We start from the raw sequence: 20815 nt of genomic DNA, 5'->3' as shown, positions 1-20815 counted from the left end.
TATAGAAGAGGGATTATTCGGATAAAATTCGGATTTATTCGGAAATATTTTTCATGAAAATTTTAATTAAAGCCTCGACTTTGCTTTCGTGATTAGTTTCCTTTCTAAGCCCAGTTGGGTTCATGGTTTTATTGAATTTTTCATTTAAATAATTAATATATTCTTGTTGTGAAAGATTGTAAGAAAAAATGCTCTCTTTACAATTTTGATTTCTAAATATCTCCCCAATAATAGTGTTAAATCTATACCCACCATTACCAACACCAAGCGTTTCAAGTGTATCATAAAACCAATGTTGAGCTTTTAAAGATTTAAAAATGTCTTTTTCAAAATCTAAAACATCTTTAGGTAAATTATTATCATCTAAGGATAAACTTTCTAATTCAATCAAAGTGTGTTCAATCTCTTTTATTTCGCCTAAATATCTATTTTTTAGAGTTGAATGCCAATCTATAAATTCCTGTTCCTTTAATATTTTATCTTTTAAATTGACAGTTTTATGTTTCAGAAATTTTGTTATTTCCTGTTTGGCTATGTTTGGAAACTCTGAACTTAAAACCAAATCTTCTATTATGAAAGTGCTGTTATAAGAATACCACAATTGTAATTTAGACAAAATTTCATATTTCTGTAGCTGTAACTGCGGAATAAAAATATTGTCAGAATAACTTTTACTTAAATCAGAGATGAATTCAAATTCTAAAAGTTGCTCTCTAGTGAACAAAATATTACTTTTAAAGAATGAAAATAGCTTTGAATCGTTATTGTCAGAATAAAATTTAGTTTCTTCAAAAAGAGATTTCAACAATTCAATCTTTAAATTGTAACTGAAAAGTAAATCTTTGTTTCTATTCTTTTTGACTGTGTTTTCATAAATAACAAATAATTCCTTTATCTTTTCATTATCTGACTTATGAATATCAAAAATTAGATTTCTGAAATTTTCTGAAATTTTCAATATTTTCTCTTCAACCTGCCAATTTAGATTCTCCAATATTTTCATATTATTTTTATTTATGAAACATTTTTGTTAATATTAATGATTTCAGCTAACTGTTCCACGTTGCCACTCTCAATAAGTTCCTGCATTTTCTGCATTTGAGCTTTAAGATCTTCAATCTCTTTAGTTTGTAAATCAACCTTTTGAAGTTTTTCATTTCTTGCTTTAATACTCTCCTGTCTTATCTGCTCATGTTCAAAGGTTGGTTTGTAGTAGGTTTTAAATACTGATTCATCAGTGTGCCCTGTGTATTGCCATATCTCCAATAGCTCCCAACCCTCAATATATCGATTGGTACAGAAACTTCTCCTAGAATCATGAAAAGCAATTTTATCCGCAAAATTGATTTTATCAAACGTTACCCCTTCATTAGTAGGACGTTCACGAGTGATTACTTTTTCTTTGAAATAAGGTATATCTCTAAACAACTCTTTCAGATATTCGTTTGTATTTTGATTGGATATGGCAATACTTTTCATATCATCATTGTATTTACTCAAAATTTCCTCTGTATAACTAAAAAATGGAAAATTTACTGTTTTATATTTATCTACACCTGAACTTTTCTTTAATAAGATATTAATCATTTTACTGTTATGGTCAATATGATCACTTTCAATACGTGTAATATCACCGAATCTGAGAGATGTATGACAAGCTAGAACAAATAGATCTCTAATTCTTTCTAGTCTTGGAGTATTAGAGAAATCATGTTCATACAATATTGTGATTTCTGGTTCTGTCAAAACAGTGTGGAAAGTTGGCGGAACTTTAACTTTATATTCCTCTTGCATATAACTTCTATTATTTGTATAACCTTTTTCAAATGCACGTTTCTGTATTGCAGACAATCTTTTAATTCGAGTTTTAAGTGTGCTTAATTCTCCCACTCTCTCCGTACCCAAAAGCCAATTCTGGAACTCTAAACATTGTACTTCATCAAATTTATCAATATCAAGAAAGATGTTATTTTCATTTGCAAAATCTTTTAAATCCCGATACATCACATTAAAAGATGATACATAACTTTTATCCAATGGTTTTTGACCTGACGTAACAGCACGCATGATTTTAAGCTCAGTCACTTTCATAAACTCTTGAAAAACATCATCAAAAGATTTCTTGTTCTTTTGCACCTTGTTGAGTTCTTTCCCCTCTACCGCATTACCAACAACTGCCTTTAGTTCTTCTTTTGTCGGCACACGATTGTAATGCTCATTGAAATTTTTGTGAGCATCTACAATGGAAATTTTGAATTTAGCAAGCTTTTGGTTGATTTCTCTTTTATCTCCGCCAGAAGTAACAGTTTTAGAATCCAAATCCCAATTGATCGGAACAACTTTTAAACCTGTGGAAAAATCTGCCTGCAAACCTTTGAATGAATATCTACCCATTATTCGGGAGATTTCTGCTTTAGGCTCTTTTAGTCTAAAATTAACACTTCCTGTTTCGTTGTTATACTGTGCCATAAAATAAAAATATTCGCATAGCAAATATACGAATATTTCAATTTTGGTCACTATTTTGGTCACTGTAAATTTTGAATGCATTTAAATTTATTTACATTCAATAAAATTCAATCACCTATTAATCAATAATACAAGCTATAAAATTTATTCAACAAGATGTAAACAAATATAACATGTTATTCCCTGTGGGTCTACAAACCATCCTTTTTAAGGATGGTTTTTGTTTTTATAATATCAGAGTTGATTATTTTTAAATCCTATTTTTTTGTAATGATATTCTTCTTCCCTAAAAATTTTAAGATTGATCCCAATTTATACAAATCATAATCAATCATCTCTCGTTCTTTATTCAAAACTTTCTTTAAAAATAACCAGTCCTCCGTAAGGCTTCCCATTGTAAAATTTGTAGGCTCTTCATAGGGATCATACAAATCCTTGTCAAGAATATTCCAATACAGATCATTTTCAAATTCTACAACATCTGTATCATCCAATTTATTCAATTCTTCTGATAAAACATTTATAATTTTTTTTATATCTGAAACTTTCAAAATGGGATTATTGCTTTCCATACTTTTATAAAATGCTGTGGTTTTGGGAGAAAATCAAATTTGGACAAATATTTAAAATGGCTTTTTTATTTCTACTTTATTTAATCACAAATGAAATATTCTTCATTAAGTTTGAATGTTTTGTTTAAACTTTTTCGGTTTAATTAAAAAAAAAACTCAAAAAGAGTTTTTTTTACTATATCTATTATTTCTTCAATTCGTCAATTTCGTCCTGTATAGACTTAATTCTATCTCTAAGTTCCTGACTGATTTTCCCAGGAATTTTTTTAACCTTTCTTAAATCCAAGGCCAACATAATGGAAGCTATTCCCATAAAGATAAAGGAAACACCTGTAAGTGTAACTAAGGAAATCCCTGTAAACACAGGATTAAATATCAACAATAGAGAAAAAATGATTCCTCCTACACTTGCAAGGGCCACATTTCCCCAGCTCTTTATTTTCATGCTTTTCAGATCAAAGGCAAAACCTAATAACTGAAAGGAACGAAATAGTAAAGTAAATCCAATAACAAATGGAAGTACTGTCATTGAAATTTGTGGATAAGCTATAAGATAGGCTCCTATTGCTGTTGTTAGCAATCCACTCACCAGAAACCAACCCCAGCCTTGCAGGGATTTACTGTTCTGTAGGGAAAAAAATATTTCCGTGATTCCGGAAAAAAGGAATGAGATGCTAAAAAAAATGGAAAGCGTAACATAGGTTGCAAGGGGTACACTAAATACATAGAAACCACAGATAAGGAAAAGAATTCCAAAGATTAATGGAATATACCAGTGTTTTACGGTGTTAGTAAGTGTTTGAAATAAATTGGCCATAGAAATGTGTTTTTTATTTTGCCTACTTTGTGCTACGGTGTTCGGCTTGTCCGTTGGAATTTCAAAAAACAGATTACAATTTCACCTGAGTTTGAATAATATCCTCTTACCAATTTACAAAAAATAGATTAAGTAATCAAACTTTGAGCTCATAATAGAAGTACTTATCTAAAAAAGCATCATGATAGGGTAAATATGATCATGATGCTTTTTATAAAATCTACACTTCAGATTTTATTTCATTAATTTTCTTTCAGGTTGCTGCTGTGTAACACAATGTACCATTCCACCATTTTCATATAGATTTCTTACATCTATTCCTATTACTTTTCTACCAGGATATTGATCCTGAATAATTTTATTGGCAACCTGATCATTTGGATCTCCGTAATTAGGAACCAAAACTACCGTATTGGCCACATAGTAATTCACATAAGAACCTTTTTCATCCAATTGCTTTCCATAGGTTGTCTTCACTTTATTTTTGGTAGCAGGCAGATATACTTTTTTATATTCCTTGCCATCCACATTGGAAGCGGTATACAATGTGTTGATATCTTTATCTGAAAGACCAAGATCCAAAAGATCATCTTCTTTCATGGTGATCATGGTATTATGGTTTGCAAACTTCATAAAACCGTCAATGTGCATATCAGTAACATCCAATCCTGTAACACCGTCCAGCCATATTACTTGGGAGACCCCGTAATAGGTCTCAAACATTTCCTCAGCTTCCTGTTGTGTAATCCCCTTGTTTCTTGTGGCTCCTTTTTTCTGGCTGATTACTGAGCTTTTACATGCCATCAGAACTCCATTTCCGTCTGTTTCTACAGATCCACCCTCATTCACCATTTCTTCATTAAGGTCAATTACCTTTATTCCCAAATCTTTCCCAATACTTTGTGGAATTTCATCACAGTTTTCGAAATCAAATTTTTCGCCCCAGCCATTAAATCCCCAATCCTCAATTAATACATTTCCTTTGTTATCCTTTACGAAGATAGGTCCGTTATCTCTTACCCAAACATCATCTGTAGGATAAATCTTAAAGTCTACATTCTTTATGGGTACCTTATTTGTCTCAAGAAGGTATACAATTCTCTTTTTCTCATCCTCATTATAAGCTATAATGTGAACTTTTTCTCCTGATTGCAGCGCCTTTGTCATATCAATCCAGGTTTGTTCTACTCTTTGACGATAGGTAGTACCATGTTGATAGTGGTGAGGCCATTGCAGCCAGGTTCCTTCATGACGTGAAGATTCTTCCGGAAAATGATAAGTTTGTGCCATAGTGCATATAAAACTCAATACAAAAGTGAGTGTGAATAATTTGTTCATATAATTAAAATTTTTTCCCAATAAATAATCCAAAGTTAATATCAGTATCAAAACTGCTGCCTGTCTGTGAGATATTGCTCCCTACCCCCCCATTGCATTTTTTTCTTGCTTTCTAACCCAATACGAATAACCTGACTACTGGATTGATGTTCCTTAAAGCTAAAATCAGACTCCACAATGAGCATACTGTAAAAGTTAAGCTTTTCATTAATCTTCGGAGTATATTCCAGCAAGGTGTACAACCCCAACCCAAAATTCTTTGTATCTGTAGAATAGGTAAGGGCAGGAAAAACATTAATGTTAAAAACATCATTTTCTTTTCCATAAGCCACCCCCACAGACGGTATAATATCTTCTCTTGAAATATGAACTCCTACTGAGATCCCCCAATTTTTTCCAACTCCATAATTGATATTCTGATAGATTTCCGGGTTTACTTTTTTCGCATCATAATCATAGGATATAGTTCCTGATACAAAATAGTTCCATTTATAATTAAAGTCTTTGCTGTAGATTCCCAGCACCTCAGCTTCTTTATTTCCTGTATAAGTCTGAACAGTAATCTGAGACTTACCATAAAAAGGAAGCAGCAGGACTAAGAAAAGTACACTTCTTTTCATTGTTCTTTGTTTTTTAATTTTACATTATAAAATCCCTTTACGGTCATTTACTGCTGCAAAATTAAATTCTTAAAAAAACAATACTTGTCCTAAAAGGACATTCTATCCGTACAGCGGAAAATAAATATGAGTAACTTCTGACTCCTCGTATTCTTCAATAACATCTGAATTATCGAGCAAAAACTGCTGATCAGAAAGCCAATAACGATAAAATGAACGATAGGTTTCCAAAATATCTCCATAAGGGCCATAATGGGTAAACTTTACATATCTTCCACCAAAAATATTTCTTTTAAAAAATCCATTTACAATATCATCAGATTTTACTGCAGCCCCATACCTGCAATGTGAATAACTTGTAATTAAAGGCTGATCACGGATAATTCCGTAGGCTGCCTCAAATATTTCAGATTCCGGTTCTATTTCTTTCCACAATTCATCAATTTCCTGATTATTATAATCTTTAGCCTTAATAAATTTACAGAAAACAGGTACAGCATCTTTATACTTAACCTCAATTTTTAAATCTGTATGATTATCTTCTATAAATTTTTGAAATACTCCTTGTTTTTGCTTTCTTGCCTCTGCCGGAGAAACAGAATATTGTTGTTTAAATGCTTTTGAAAAAGACTGGATGTTGAAATATCCGACCTGCCATGCAATCTCAGAAATACGATCTTCTGTATAGATCAATTTTTTATATGAATTCTCAAGCCGCAACCGTTTTTGAAATCCGGAAATCGTTTCGTTAAAAATTTTAAAAAATACCCGTTGAAAATTACGGTAAGAGTAGTGAGATATAGACTCTATTTCATGAGCTGTTATTTCCCTATCAAAATTGGCTTCAATATGGCTGACTATTTTCTGGATATCATTAAAGTTCGACTCCATTTCATCTATTATTAAAAGAACAATAACTCATAAGAAACATTCTATTTTGAAACCAATAACAAGTATTCAAAGTATTATTTCCTGAAATTGTAATATAATCTACTCCCAATTTACGGAAAAATGACAATAAAAAAGGTGAAAATCATCTATTGACTTTCACCTTTTCAAAATATATAAATAGAGTTTACTATTTTTTAACTGGGTTTATACAGCTTATACATTGCAAATAGAAATCCTATCCAAACCGGAATCAGAATTACCTGAATTTCCATTCCTGTAATACTCATCAGTCCTAAAATAAGAACCAAAAAGGCAATACATATATAATTGGATATAGGATAAAATATTGATGGAAATTTTGATTGAATTCCTGAACTGTTTATTGATTTTTTAAACTTTAAATGGGTATAGCATATCATCAGCCAATTGATGATTAAGGTAGATACCACAAGAGCCATTAGATATTCAAACGCCTTTTCCGGAACCAATTTATTAATGATAATACAGATTCCTGCAAAGCAAGACGAAATAAGAATGGCATTAATTGGAACTGAATTTTTATTCAATTTCTTCAGGAATTTTGGTGCATTTCCCTGTTGCGCCAATCCGAAAAGCATTCTGCTATTACTGTAGACACTACTGTTGTAAACAGATAAAGCAGCAGTTAGTACAATAACGTTAAGAACATTTGCAATTAGTGAATTAAATTGAATTACTTTACCAAAAAGGCTGAATTCCAATCCATTTAAGTTTTGGAATACCATTACAAAGGGGCTTGATCCTTCTGTAATTTCTCTCCAAGGGCTTAGTGAAAATAGGATTACTAAAGCTCCTACGTAGAAAATCAAAATTCTATAAATCACCTGATTAGTTGCCTGTGGAATTGTTTTTTCAGGATTCTTCGCCTCAGCAGCTGTAATTCCGATTAATTCTAGCCCTCCAAAAGAGAACATAATCATTGCCATTGCTGCAAACAACCCGGAGTATCCGGATTCAGTTTTATTGAATAATCCTTTGGGAAAGAATCCACCATCATTCCATAGATTGGAAACACTTGCCTTGTCACCTCCTGTTCCACTGGCTAACAAATAGATCCCGAAGATAATCATTGCAATAATGGCAACTACTTTAATAATGGAAAACCAGAATTCAGTTTCCCCATAAACCTTTACAGAAGCAAGGTTCAAGGCATTAATTACAACAAAAAAGAATAAACTGGAAACCCAGAGAGGTATTTCCGGCCACCAGAAATGAATATAATGACCAATAGCTGTAAGTTCAGCCATACTTACGAGAATATAGAGAATCCAATAATTCCATCCTGATGCAAACCCGGGAAAATTTCCCCAATATTTATAGGCAAAGTGACTAAAACTCCCCGATACCGGTTCCTGAACAACCATTTCACCAAGCTGACGCATGATAAAAAAGGCAATAATCCCGGCTAGTGCATACCCTAGAATTACTGATGGTCCAGCCAATACTGCTGCGGGTCCAATTCCCAGAAACAATCCGGTTCCTATGGCACCACCAAGGGCAATTAATTGTATGTGTCGGTTTGTTAATCCTCTAACTAAAGTTTCATTTTGTTCTGTTTTCTTCTCGCTGTTCATAGAATGAATTATTCGGTCGCTAAATATATAAAAACTTTTAACAGAAATTCTCATTCCATGGGGTAAATTGACAAATCGGGTAAGGCAAAACAGTAAAAATAAATATCCTGCCCATCCTATTCATAGGGGTCATTGGAAAACAATTATAAAAAACCAGCCCTAACTCACTGGTCAGGGCTGGTTTTTTAATATATTATCTTATATTTTCAGGGATTTGCTCCTTACTCTTTATCCTCTAAATATTCTTTTGGAACAGAGATATTATTCTTTTTCATATACTCCAGAAGGTTTTGATATTTGTCTTCATACCCATCATCCGTACCGCACTTGTGTGAGATACTACAAATATCGGACGGCTTAATGTCTAAAATATCAGATATTTTAGTCAGTATCTCCAAATTGATTTTCACCTTAGAATTTTCAATATCTGAATAGGCCTTTTGGGAAATCCCCATTTCAAAAGCCATGTACTCCTGCGTAAGATCCCTGCTCCTACGAATTTTCCTGATATTTTGTCCACATACTTTCATCGTTTTTGTTTTAGTAGTTTTTGGTATACTTTAGAAGATTATCTATTAGCCTCCAACAAAGTTAATAAATACCTTTGGCAAAACATTATACACGTTACATGATATTTATTTTCGGTAGAGAAAAAGGTACAAAACAGAGCCTATTTTCAGAGAAAATATCACTTCGGTAAACACTATTGGAATTTATGGAGACGCAAAAATTTAATTATGACAATAATATTGTCAGAGCATTCCTCTATGCAACTATCGTATTCGGACTCGTCGGATTTCTGCTGGGACTTACTGCTGCATTGATGCTTTTTTATCCTGAATTACCTGAATTTTTATTCGGGACAGATGATACTACCATTAAAAGTTTGGCTTCGGGTAATATTCAGGGATTAATTAACACCCAGGGAGCCATGGGCTTCGGAAGAATAAGAATGCTTCACACGAGTGCTGTAATTTTTGCCTTTGTCTGTAATTCCTTTTTCTGTGGTGCTTATTACAGTATGCAGAGACTTCTTAAAACCAGAATGTACAGTGATACACTTTCATGGATTCACTTCTGGTCTTGGCAGCTTATGATTGTTGCTGTGGTCATTACTTTCCTCATGGGAATTAATACTTCTAAGGAATATGCTGAACATGAGTGGCCTATTGATATATTAATTACATTCTCATGGGTGATCTTCGGAATCAATATGTTCGGAACAATTGCCAAGAGAAGAGTAAGACACTTATATGTAGCGATATGGTTCTATCTGGCGACGTGGATTGCTGTGGCAATGCTTCACATCTTCAATAATCTAGAAGTTCCGTTATCTTTCACAAGCTGGAAATCTTATTCTGTATATTCAGGTGTAAAAGATGCATTAGTACAATGGTGGTATGGGCACAATGCGGTAGCATTCGTATTAACCACCCCTGTATTAGGTCTGATGTATTACTTTATGCCAAAAGCGGCACAACGACCGGTATTCTCGTACAAATTATCCATTATTCACTTCTGGTCGTTGATCTTTGTATACCTTTGGGCCGGGCCTCATCACCTGCAATATACAGCATTACCGGCATGGGCACAGGCGGTGGGCACAGGATTCTCTATTATGCTTATTGCCCCGTCTTGGGGAGGTATGCTCAATGGTCTTCTTACTTTAAGAGGAGCCTGGGACAAAGTAAGAGAAAATCCTATCCTCAAATTCTTCGTGGTAGCTGTTACCTGCTATGGTATGGCCACTTTCGAAGGACCTCTATTGGCGACAAAATCTTTAAATAAAATTGGGCACTATACAGACTGGGTTATCGGTCACGTACACTTAGGAGCTCTTGGATGGAATGGTTTCATGGCATTTGGGGTAATATATTATTTGGTTCCAATTATGTGGAGAACCCCGCTTTGGTCTAAAAAATTAGCCAACTGGCACTTCTGGTTGGGAACATTAGGAATTATTTTCTATGCCGTTCCGATGTATATTTCAGGATTCACACAGGGATTGATGTGGAAACAGTTCAATCCGGACGGAACATTATTGTGGAAAAACTGGTTAGATACCGTGACTGCAATTATTCCATACTTTAAAATGAGATTCTTAGGAGGTATCCTTTATCTTTCCGGAGCAATCTTGATGGTAATTAATGTTATCAAAACTGTTAAAGTCGGTTCATTCCAGAAAAATGTTCCTGCTGAGGCACCTGCACTAGCCAACATTGGAGGTACAAGAAAAGAAGGAGAGGGTGTACACCTTTGGTTAGAAAGAACGCCTACCCTGCTTTCCATATTGGCTTTCATTACGATAGCAATAGGTGGACTGGTAGAAATTGTTCCAACCTTATCACTTAAGCAAAGTGTTCCTAATATTACTGCTGTAAAGCCCTATACTCCACTAGAGTTGGAAGGAAGAGATTTATATATTCGTGAGGGGTGTAATTCATGTCACTCTCAGATGATCAGACCTTTCCGTGATGAAGTATTGAGGTTTGAAGGGAAAAACGGGCAGTATTCCAAAGCCGGAGAGTTCATCTATGATAGACCTTTCCTTTGGGGATCTAAGAGAACCGGACCAGATCTTCACAGAGAAGGAGGCAGAAACCCTGATTCATGGCACTTTAAACATATGTACAACCCAAGAATTACTTCCGCAGGTTCCATCATGCCACGTTTCCCTTGGTTGATTACCAATAAACTGGACCGTACACAGATGGTGGATAAGATGAAGCTGATGAAAAATTCTTTTGACGTCCCATACACCAAGGCACAGATTGATTCTGCAAATCAATGGGCAGACAACCAGTCTAAAGCCATTGTACAGAGAATTTACTCTGAAGCTACTGATGTAAAGGATCAGATGACCAAAGAAAAAGGCGCAAAAGGAACTGCTTATGTACCACTTGAACAAAGAGAAATTGTAGCAATGATTGCTTATCTGCAAAGATTAGGTACAGACATTAAAACAACACAAATTCAAACAGCAAGTGTAGAGTAATCATTAAAAATTGATGTAATGAAAACGAGAACCCCTATTTCAGTATATATCGCAACAACGATAGGCTTAACAATCATGGCGTTTGAAATGTTCGCCAGTGATTCAGGATACTTTTCCTCTCCATTTTTCTGGGCATTGATATTGATTGCTGTTATCCTATTGATGATCATGAACTCTATTGGAGACATGATTGAAAACGAAAGTTTCAGCAGGTTATCTGAGGAAGAAAAAAAACAGTATCTGGCAGAAAAAAGTGTTCCTTATTATCAAAAACTTTGGAACTCAGCATTCAAAAAACAGTCTGTTACTGAAGAGAAAGATATTCTTATTGATCACGGTTTTGACGGAATTACAGAGCTTGATAACTCACTTCCAAAATGGTGGATTGGTTTGTTCTGGTTCGGATGTATCTTCTGTGTAGTGTATTTGATGGCCTTTTCTTTCACAGATTATGCTCACCCTGAAGCTGAATACACCAAGGAAACGAAAACCATGCTGGCTTCCATCGAAGAATATGAGAAAACAGCTCCTCAAATTAATCTGGAAACCGCGAAATATAGTGCAGACAATATTGTAGAGGGTCAGGAGCTTTTCAAAACCAACTGTGTGACCTGCCACGGAGATGCCGGAAAAGGAGGTATTGGTCCTAATCTTACCGATACTCACTGGATCAACATCAAGGAAAAAAGTTTATTTAAGAATGTTTTCTGGATGCTTGAAAATGGCTCTCCAAACAATCCTACCATGAGACCTTTCATTAAGGATGGAACTATTACAGGAAGAGATGCTGAGAAAATTGCAGCCTATATTTATCATATCAACCAGGAAACTGCTCCTATTACACCAGCCCAAGGTGGCGCTGCTCCGCAGGGAGAAGTAGCAAAATGGGAAAATGGAAACAACTAAAATTTATTATCTTCTCATATAAACCATGCCAAGCCCCCTTTAAAACTACATTAACATTTGAATTTTCATTTTTGCTAACTAACCTTTTCAACATAAAAAAATGATATAAAGGGGGCTTTTTAAAAAATAAAATCCGCGCCTTGGCTCGTCTTACTCAACTATTCACTTGACAACTACTACACTAAAAATTCCATAATAGGACAGCCAAGGCAGGATTTTTGCATTTGCAAAAGGTACTACAACAAAGACCAAATCAAATAGTATTACTATCTTTGTTAGAAACCACATCTCTTTTGAAAATAAAAATCAACACTACAAAACTCCTAAGGCGCACAGCCATCACCATTATTTCAATACTGGTCTTTCTTACCCTGTTGATCTTAAGCCTTAGGCTGCCTGCCGTTCAAAATTTCATCAAAGACAAGCTTATTGTTTACCTTGAGAAAAAAATTAAGACCAAGGTCAGCCTTGAAAGAGTCTACATCGGATTTCCCAACAGTCTTGTGATGGAAAACCTTTACCTTAAAGGACAAGACGTTGATACTCTTTTGGCTGTAAAAAAACTGGATGTAGGTTTACACATGCTAAAGCTCATCAATTCTACTGCAGATATTACCTCTGTAGAAATGGAAGGAGCGCGTGCCAATGTCGTAAGAAAACCGGATGGTAAATTCAATTTTGATTATATTATTGATGCCTTTGCTAGCAGTGAAAAGGAGGAAAGTTCTTCCAAGCCATTCATTATTTCTCTTGATAAAATTAAATTAAAGGATATTGGTGTTACATTCAACGATCAGCAATCAAAGAATGACATTAAGCTTTATTTTAAATCTTTTGATACAAGAGTTAAAACCTTTGATCTCAACAAAAATAAATATGCCGTCAACGATATTAATCTTGACGGATTAAAATTAAAGCTCAAACAAGGAATTGTAGAAGAAGTTTCTAAAAAGGTTGAGAAAAAAGTAGATTCTCTTAACGAGAAAAAACCTATGAGCATTGGACTGAGAGGCATCAAGCTTACTCATTTTGATATTGATTATGGTGATGAAAATACAAAGACTTTTGCCAAGGTTATATTTAAAGAATTAAGTACAAAGATCAATAAACTTGATCTTGAAAATAATTCCTATCATGTAGCCAATGTATTCCTTTCCGGAGCAGACATCAATGCTAACCTTTATCTTCCTGCACAAAATGCCAATCCGAAGAACAAAAAAGAACCGGAGCCATCAAAAGCTTCTGACCAGGGCAAAGCCATGAATCTTCTTTTAGGAAAACTGGTTCTGAATGATGTAAAGGCAGTTTACAATAACACAGCCATTGCTCCAACCAAGCAGGGAATGGACTTCAACCACCTGAATTTTGCTAAAATGAATGTGGAAGTGAGAAGCTTCAAAATGGAGAACAATACTTTTGCAGGAACAGTTAATTCTGCAGAAATTCGGGAAGCAAGAGGTTTGGATATTCAAAAATTCAATACGGATTTTGTGTATGCAGAAAAAGAAGCTTACCTCAAGGACCTTTATCTGCAAACTCCGAAAACAATTCTGCGAGATGAGGTTATTCTAAACTACAACTCAATCGATCAGCTTACTTCAAACCTTGGTGCAGTAAAGATATCAGCCAATATCAAGGATTCTAAAATTGGTTTTTCAGATATTTTAAATTTGGTTCCTACTTTAAGGAATACAGTTCCATTCAATAAATACCCGAATGCAATACTCAATGTAAATGCCAATGTAAAAGGAAGTGTGAATGATCTTTTGATTCAGGATCTCAAAGTTTCAGGATTGGATCAATTGAGGGTAGCTGCATCAGGAAGAATCAAAAATGCAATGAATCCTGATCAGCTGTATTATGATGTCAGGATTGGAGAATTTTCTTCCAATGCCAAAACTATTTTCAATCTTGTTCCGAAAAATACAATCCCATCCAATATTGCGCTTCCATCCAACTTCAGCATAAAAGGAAATGCAAAGGGAACAACTAAAATGGTTGCTACTGACCTAAACCTCTACTCTACCCTTGGAAATGCGGCAATCATTGCTAATGTTGATATGCGTAGAAAAAATCATGAGTTGTATGATATAAAAGCGAATCTTCAGGGAGTTCAGGTAGGAAAAATTATTCAAAATAAAGATATAGGTCCCATTACTGCTCAAATTGCAGCAAAAGGAGAAAGTTTTGATTTTAAAAATGCCAATGCAGACTTAAAGGGACATGTTGCCTCTGCAGTGTATAAAGGCTATCGTTATCAAAATATGAATTTAACAGGTAAGATTAATAAAGGAGCTTATCATGTTATTTTAAATTCAAAAGATCCAAATGCAGACTTACAATTAACTGCTTCCGGAATTTATGATGAAAAAAATCCTACCATAAAGGTAAATGGAGAAGTCATCAAGCTGGATGTAAATAAATTGGGCTTCTATGAAAAGCCAATGATCCTTGCAGGAAAAATTGATGGAGATTTTACTAGCCTTGATCCTAATAACCTGAATGGTTATTTAAACCTTAAGGACTTTGCATTTTCGGATACCAAGGAGGTTTATCCTGTACAGGAAGTCCATCTGAAAGCCTCTTCAACAACAGACTCTACACAGATTCTTTTCAATTCTCAAATTGCAGATGTTGAACTGAAAGGGAAATATAAGCTTACGCAGATCTTTGGAGCTTTAACCCAAACGATTAATCAATATTATCAGTTCCAGAAACCGGATAAAAGACAGAAAATTGATCCGGGGCAGCATTTTACATTGAATGCAAAGGTGAAAAATGATGATTTGATCAGAAAATTCGTTCCGGACCTAAAAAGTTTTGAAACGATTAATCTCACAGGAAATTATGATGCCGATTCTCAAAAAATTGAAATTGACGGACAAATTCCACAGTTGCTGTATGGTGAAAATACGATTGAGAAAGGTATTCTAAAAGTAACCAATGAAAATCAGGCGCTGCAGTATAGTCTGAATGTTGCCGCTTTAAAAAGTTCAAGCTTTTCCATAAATAAGATTGATATCAATGGAGATGTTGCAGATAATACAATCAACTATAATGTTACTACAAAAGATGACAAGGACGCTACCCGTTTCCTCATTGCCGGGAATGCAAAATCCATGAATGACATTACAGAAGTTTCCCTGAATCCAAATGGTTTAAAGCTAAACTATACGGACTGGAATGTTGCAGAAAACAATAAAATCCAAATTAGCAACAAAGGAATACTGGCAGATAATTTCACGCTAACAAATGGGGCCAGCCAAGTCTCTATTCAATCGGAAAGTAACAACCCAAGTAGCCCTTTAAACATTTCATTAAAGGATTTTAAAATTGAAACTATTACTGAGCTTATAAAAAAAGATACAGTTCTGGCAAGAGGAACCATCAATGGAACAGCACAACTTAGGGATGTAACTAAGGAGATGACTTTCACTTCTGACTTAAATATTTCTGATCTGATTGTTTATGGAAGTCCTATTGGAAATCTTGCTGTAAAAGTGAACAATTCTTCACCGAAAATTTTAAATGCTGATATTGCCCTTTCCGGAAACAATAATGATGTAAAAATTCTAGGGGATTACAACACTTCTTCAAGTTCTTTTGATTTGAATATGGCTATCAACCAACTTCAAATGAAGAGTATTCAAGGGTTTTCAATGAATGCTCTTACGAATACGGAAGGGTTTCTTTCAGGAAATCTAAAGATCACAGGGACAGCGGATCAACCTAATATTTTAGGAAAAATAAAATTCAATGATGCAGGGCTGGAAATTGCCAAAACAGGAAGTGATTTCAGAAAACTAAATGATGAAATAGATTTCACCAGCCGCGGGATTGAATTCGATAAATTTAAAATTAAAGATAAAGACGGGAATGCACTGGTTGTAGATGGGCAGGTACTTACCCAAACCTACAGAGACTTTGCATTTAATCTTAATGTAAGCGCCAAGGACTTCAAAGTTGTTAATTCCCAAAAGTCCAATGACGCCATGATGTACGGCATTCTTGCCATTGATGCGGGGCTTCGTATCCGTGGAAATCTTGACTTACCAAAAGTGGATGGGAAGTTAAGTATTGCTGATAATACAGATTTCACATTTGTTCTTCCTCAGTCTACTCCATCTTTACAGGAAAGAGATGGTATTGTAGAATTTGTAGATCAGGATCAGGTCGTTTTGAATAAAACAGTTAAAGTTGATTCCCTTAATACCCAAAGTCGTATTAAAGGAATGGATGTAAGCGTCAATATTGAAGTAAGTAAAGAAGCAAAGCTTTCCATTGTTATCGATAAGGCAAATGGTGACTTTGTTCAGCTACAAGGAGAGGCAGAACTTACAGGAGGAATTGATCCTTCAGGAAAAACCACACTGGTAGGAGTATACCAGGTAGAGAAAGGAAGTTATGACCTTTCTGTAAGCTTCCTAAAACGTAAATTTGATATTCAGAAAGGAAGCACGATTACGTGGACCGGAGAGCCTACGACGGCTATAATGGACATTACAGCTGTTTATAAAACGGAAGCAGCTCCTATCGACCTTGTAGAACAGCAGATAGGTACTGACGGCGGAGCATCTCTGATGAATCAGTTTAAGCAGAGAATCCCATTCAATGCTTTATTGAAAATGAAAGGAGAACTCTTGAAACCTCAACTTAGCTTTGATGTTACCACAGACGAAAAAAATAATTCTGTATCTACAAATGTAAAGGATGTTGTTGATCAAAAACTGGCACAGCTCAGAACCCAGGAATCTGAATTGAATAAACAGGTATTTGCATTACTGCTTCTCAACCGTTTTATCGGAGAAAACCCGTTTGAAAGTGGTGCGGGTATGTCTGCAGAAACCATGGCAAGACAAAGTGTAAGTAAAATTTTATCTCAACAGCTTAATAATCTTGCCTCCGGTTTGATAAAAGGAGTAGACCTCAACTTTGGACTGGATTCTTCAGAGGATTATTCTACGGGACAAAAAAATACAAGAACCGACCTTAATGTAGATATCAGTAAAAAACTATTGAATGACCGATTGAAAGTGACGGTAGGAAGTAACTTCGGACTGGAAGGCCAAGCCCGCCAAAATGAAAATATGACTAATATTGCAGGTAATGTTTCTGTAGATTACAGTCTTTCCAAAGATGGAAGATATATGCTGCGTGCTTATCGTAAGGATGAATATCAAGTAGCTCTTCAGGGGCAGATCATCGAAACCGGAATTGGATTTATCATTACGTTAGATTATGACAAATTCCGGGAGATTTTACAAAAAACAAAAGAAAAGAAGCCTAAAAAGAATAAAAACAATCAAGTGGTAGAATTTAAATAATGAGTAACACATTCCATACATATTGTAAATATCTGTTGGTTTCCGGGCTGGCATCAGCTGTGGTCTCCTGCAGCAACACAAGATTTTTGAAAGAAAATCAAATGCTCTACACCGGAGCAACCGTAAAGATTGAAAACGATACCATTTCGAAAAAAGAAAAAAAAGAACTTCAGTCTGCACTGGAAGGAAATCTTACCCCAAAACCCAATTCTACTTTTTTGGGAATGCATCCAAAGCTTTATTTCTACAATATTGCCAAGGAACCTAAAAAGGATAAAGGATTTAATTACTGGCTTAAATATAAAATGGGTGAGAAACCCGTATTGCTGGGAGATGTAGACCGTGAGTTCAACAAGGATATTATTGAGAATTATTCTGAAAACAAAGGATATTTCAATGCAAGGGCTACCTATGATACAGTTTCCAAGAACAAGAAAGCACAGGTTATATATACTGTGAAGCCTGGTGCCAGATATCTTGTTGACGGAGTAAAATTTCAGAAAGATTCTACCCTTATTAATCAGGAAATTCAAAACCTGGCAAATAAAACACTTCTTAAAAATGGAAGACCATTTGATCTTGACGTGGTTAAAGCAGAAAGAGTAAGAATTGACAACAGCTTAAAGGAAAGAGGATTTTATTATTTTCATCCGGATAATATTATTGTACAGGCAGACAGTACTGTGAACAAAAACCACAAGGTAGAACTGAATGTAAAGCTTAAGGAAAACACTCCAGATTTAGCAACCCAGCAGTTTAGCATTGACAAGGTGGTTGTATTTCCCAACTATAACATTCAGGATGTAAAGGATGGAAAATATTCTATTCCAATGAACAAGGATTCTCTTGACAAATACGCGTTTGATGATATTTATGTCATTGATCCACAACATAAGTTCAAGCCAAAGATCTTTGACAGAGCTTTATACTTTAAGAAAGGAGATCTTTATAACCGATCAAACCATAACCTTACCCTGAATCGACTGATCAGCCTGGGGGTATTCAAGTTTGTAAAAAATGAATTTGTAACATCGGATTCTTTAAGTCATAAATTTGATGCTTATTATTTATTGACCCCAAGGCAAATTCAGTCATTGCGTCTGGAAGCATTAGGAAGAACAAACTCTGCAAGTTATGCGGGTAGTGAACTTAACCTGAACTGGACTCATAGAAATTTCTTTCGGGGGGCGGAACAATTCAAGGCTGCTATTTATGGAGCTTTCGACTTTCAAATGGGGGGCGCACAGAATGCCAATAATATTTTCCGTGCGGGGACGAACGTACAGCTTTCCATCCCAAGAATTGTTGCACCATTCCGTTTCCATTCTTCCAGTGAATTTGTTCCGAGAACGAATATCACATTAGGATATGAATTCCAAAACAGAACAAAATACTATACCCTTAATAATTTTACGGGGTCATTTGGATATTTATGGAAAGAAAATGCAAGAAAAGAACATGAGCTGAAAGTAATTGACATTACATTGGTTTCTCCTGCAAAGGTTACTGCAGAATATGACGCCATGTCGGAAGGGAATCCTGCCATGAAGCGAATTGTAGAAAGGCAGCTTATTTTTGGTCCTACCTACTCTTACACCTATACCAATACCATGCTTCCAAAGGCCAATACTATTTATTATAAAGGAACACTTGATCTGGCAGGAAACATCACTGGATTGGCTACAGGAGCTGATGTAAAAAAAGATAAAGAAAAAAAGATTTTTGGAATCCCTTTCAGTCAGTATATAAAGATTGAAAATGATTTCAGACTCTATCATAAATTTACAGAGAAGTCTTCTCTTGCCACAAGGCTTATTGCAGGAATTGCCTATCCTTATGGGAATTCAGAATTTGTTCCTTTTTCCAAACAGTTTTTCTCAGGAGGAAGTAACAGTATCAGAGCGTTCAGAGCGAGAACACTGGGTCCCGGAAGTTTTGATCCAAGAACAATAGACTCGGGTACTTATTTTGACCAATCCGGAGATATTAAACTGGAATTAAATGCAGAGTACCGAGCTAATCTTTATAAGTTTTTAAATGCTGCAGTCTTTGTGGATGCCGGAAATATATGGTTGCTTCATGATGACGAGAAAAGGCCGGGAGCAAAATTTACAAAAGATTTTTTGAACGAAATTGCCGTAGGTGCCGGAGTTGGCCTAAGACTTGATTTTTCTATTTTAATTTTAAGATTAGACTTAGCAATGCCTTTGAGAGTACCTTACTATGAAAAAGGAAACAGATGGGCCTTCGATAAAATTAATTTCGGAGATCCAAGCTGGAGAAAAGATAATCTTGTTTTCAATATTGCCATCGGATATCCTTTTTAATATGATCAATAACATTAAATTTTTCTGGGAAGTCCTCAAGGACACATTTACAGAATGGAACGACTCTTCTGCATCAAAAGATTCGGCAAGTCTGGCTTATTATGCTATATTTTCCATCCCGGGATTATTAATCATTATCATATGGGTTCTTGGAAATTTCTTTGGTGAGGAAGCCATACGAGGGCAGATCAGCACTCAAATCAGCGGTATTATGGGGCCTGATGTAGCAAAAAGTATTGAAGGAATGCTTGCAGGTGCCCTAATCGACAAAAAAAATATCTTTATGAAAGCCGTTGGAGTTGGGGCCTTAGTTTTTGGTTCTACCACCCTATTCTTTCAGCTTCAGCATACCTTGAATTCACTTTGGGATGTAGAATCTGCTCCTAAAAAAGCCTTAATTAAATTTTTACTGGATAGAGCCAACTCCCTTGGTATGATCCTTATTCTTGGTTTTCTACTGATGATTACAATGGTCCTATCTTCACTCATCAGTCTTTTTAATACAATCATTACCCAATACTTTGGATTTGAAACCTATCTGCTTGTTGAGGTTGTCAATTTTTCCATTGGATTTGGTCTTGTGATGCTGTTATTTGCCTTAATGTTTAAAGTTCTTCCGGATATTCAGATCGCCTGGAAATCTGTTTGGAGAGGAGCCTTTCTAACTACACTCTTATTCACCTTGGGTAAATTTTTGCTGAGCCTTTATTTCAGTCAGGTAAAACCTACTTCAGCTTTCGGTGCTGCTGGAACGGTGATTCTGATTATGATGTGGATCAATTATTCCTGTATGCTGATTTTTTTCGGAGCCAAGTTCACCAAGGTATATACATACAAGAAAGGTTATAAAGTAATTCTTTCGAAACACGCCAGATGGAATGCTGCCAAACTATATGCAGACAGCCTAAAGCAAGCGCATAGTGAGAATAATTAATAATGAGAG

At 35.2% G+C, this 20815-nt stretch carries 14 protein-coding genes; 5 read left to right on the top strand and 9 right to left on the bottom strand.

Annotated elements, in window-relative coordinates; translation table 11 throughout:
* Positions 1-34: 34 nt before the first annotated feature.
* The 9 genes from SCA31_RS09550 to SCA31_RS09510 form a co-directional block, all read right to left on the bottom strand.
* On the bottom strand, positions 35-1003 hold the full coding sequence (locus SCA31_RS09550; RefSeq protein WP_410696734.1) for a hypothetical protein: 969 nt from the start codon (positions 1001-1003) through the stop codon (positions 35-37).
* A gap of 11 nt (positions 1004-1014) precedes the next feature.
* Positions 1015-2469, bottom strand: a complete 1455-nt coding sequence (locus SCA31_RS09545; protein WP_410696732.1) for a tyrosine-type recombinase/integrase — start codon at positions 2467-2469, stop codon at positions 1015-1017.
* 257 nt (positions 2470-2726) lie between these two features.
* Positions 2727-3041: a hypothetical protein gene (locus SCA31_RS09540; RefSeq protein WP_410696731.1), complete on the bottom strand. Its 315-nt coding sequence runs from the start codon at positions 3039-3041 to the stop codon at positions 2727-2729.
* Between the two features lie 184 nt (positions 3042-3225).
* Positions 3226-3858: an HdeD family acid-resistance protein gene (locus tag SCA31_RS09535; protein WP_410696730.1), complete on the bottom strand. Its 633-nt coding sequence runs from the start codon at positions 3856-3858 to the stop codon at positions 3226-3228.
* A 234-nt stretch (positions 3859-4092) separates the two neighbouring features.
* Positions 4093-5196, bottom strand: coding sequence for an agmatine/peptidylarginine deiminase (locus SCA31_RS09530; RefSeq protein WP_410696729.1), 1104 nt, complete (start codon positions 5194-5196; stop codon positions 4093-4095).
* 47 nt (positions 5197-5243) lie between these two features.
* The gene (locus SCA31_RS09525) at positions 5244-5816 is read right to left on the bottom strand and encodes a hypothetical protein (protein ID WP_410696728.1); all 573 of its coding nucleotides are present in this window, start codon (positions 5814-5816) and stop codon (positions 5244-5246) included.
* Between the two features lie 102 nt (positions 5817-5918).
* Complete coding sequence (locus SCA31_RS09520; RefSeq protein ID WP_410696726.1) at positions 5919-6707, bottom strand: GyrI-like domain-containing protein; 789 nt, start codon at positions 6705-6707, stop codon at positions 5919-5921.
* 194 nt (positions 6708-6901) lie between these two features.
* Positions 6902-8320 (bottom strand): amino acid permease, encoded by a 1419-nt coding sequence (locus SCA31_RS09515; RefSeq protein WP_410696724.1) that lies wholly within the window; start codon positions 8318-8320, stop codon positions 6902-6904.
* Positions 8321-8541: 221 nt separating this feature from the next.
* Complete coding sequence (locus SCA31_RS09510; RefSeq protein WP_410696722.1) at positions 8542-8850, bottom strand: helix-turn-helix domain-containing protein; 309 nt, start codon at positions 8848-8850, stop codon at positions 8542-8544.
* Between the two features lie 185 nt (positions 8851-9035).
* Between SCA31_RS09510 and ccoN the strand changes: the two genes are divergently transcribed.
* The 5 genes from ccoN (at position 9036) to SCA31_RS09485 (ending at position 20806) form a co-directional block, all read left to right on the top strand.
* A complete protein-coding gene (ccoN, locus tag SCA31_RS09505) occupies positions 9036-11315 on the top strand; it encodes a cytochrome-c oxidase, cbb3-type subunit I (protein ID WP_410696721.1) in 2280 nt (759 codons plus the stop codon).
* 18 nt (positions 11316-11333) lie between these two features.
* Complete coding sequence (locus SCA31_RS09500) at positions 11334-12221, top strand: cytochrome c (protein WP_410696720.1); 888 nt, start codon at positions 11334-11336, stop codon at positions 12219-12221.
* Positions 12222-12514: 293 nt separating this feature from the next.
* Positions 12515-17545, top strand: a complete 5031-nt coding sequence (locus SCA31_RS09495) for a translocation/assembly module TamB domain-containing protein (RefSeq protein ID WP_410696718.1) — start codon at positions 12515-12517, stop codon at positions 17543-17545.
* On the top strand, positions 17545-19872 hold the full coding sequence (locus tag SCA31_RS09490; protein WP_410696717.1) for a BamA/TamA family outer membrane protein: 2328 nt from the start codon (positions 17545-17547) through the stop codon (positions 19870-19872). The genes SCA31_RS09495 and SCA31_RS09490 overlap by 1 nt, the downstream gene beginning before the upstream one ends.
* A gap of 1 nt (position 19873) precedes the next feature.
* A complete protein-coding gene (locus tag SCA31_RS09485; protein WP_410696716.1) occupies positions 19874-20806 on the top strand; it encodes a YihY/virulence factor BrkB family protein in 933 nt (310 codons plus the stop codon).
* Positions 20807-20815 lie beyond the last annotated feature (9 nt).

It is taken from the genome of Chryseobacterium sp. SIMBA_028, from assembly GCF_046535285.1.
GTDB lineage: Bacteria > Bacteroidota > Bacteroidia > Flavobacteriales > Weeksellaceae > Chryseobacterium.
The sequence above is the reverse complement of the archived record's forward strand: the minus strand, read 5'-3'. Positions and strand labels throughout refer to the sequence as shown.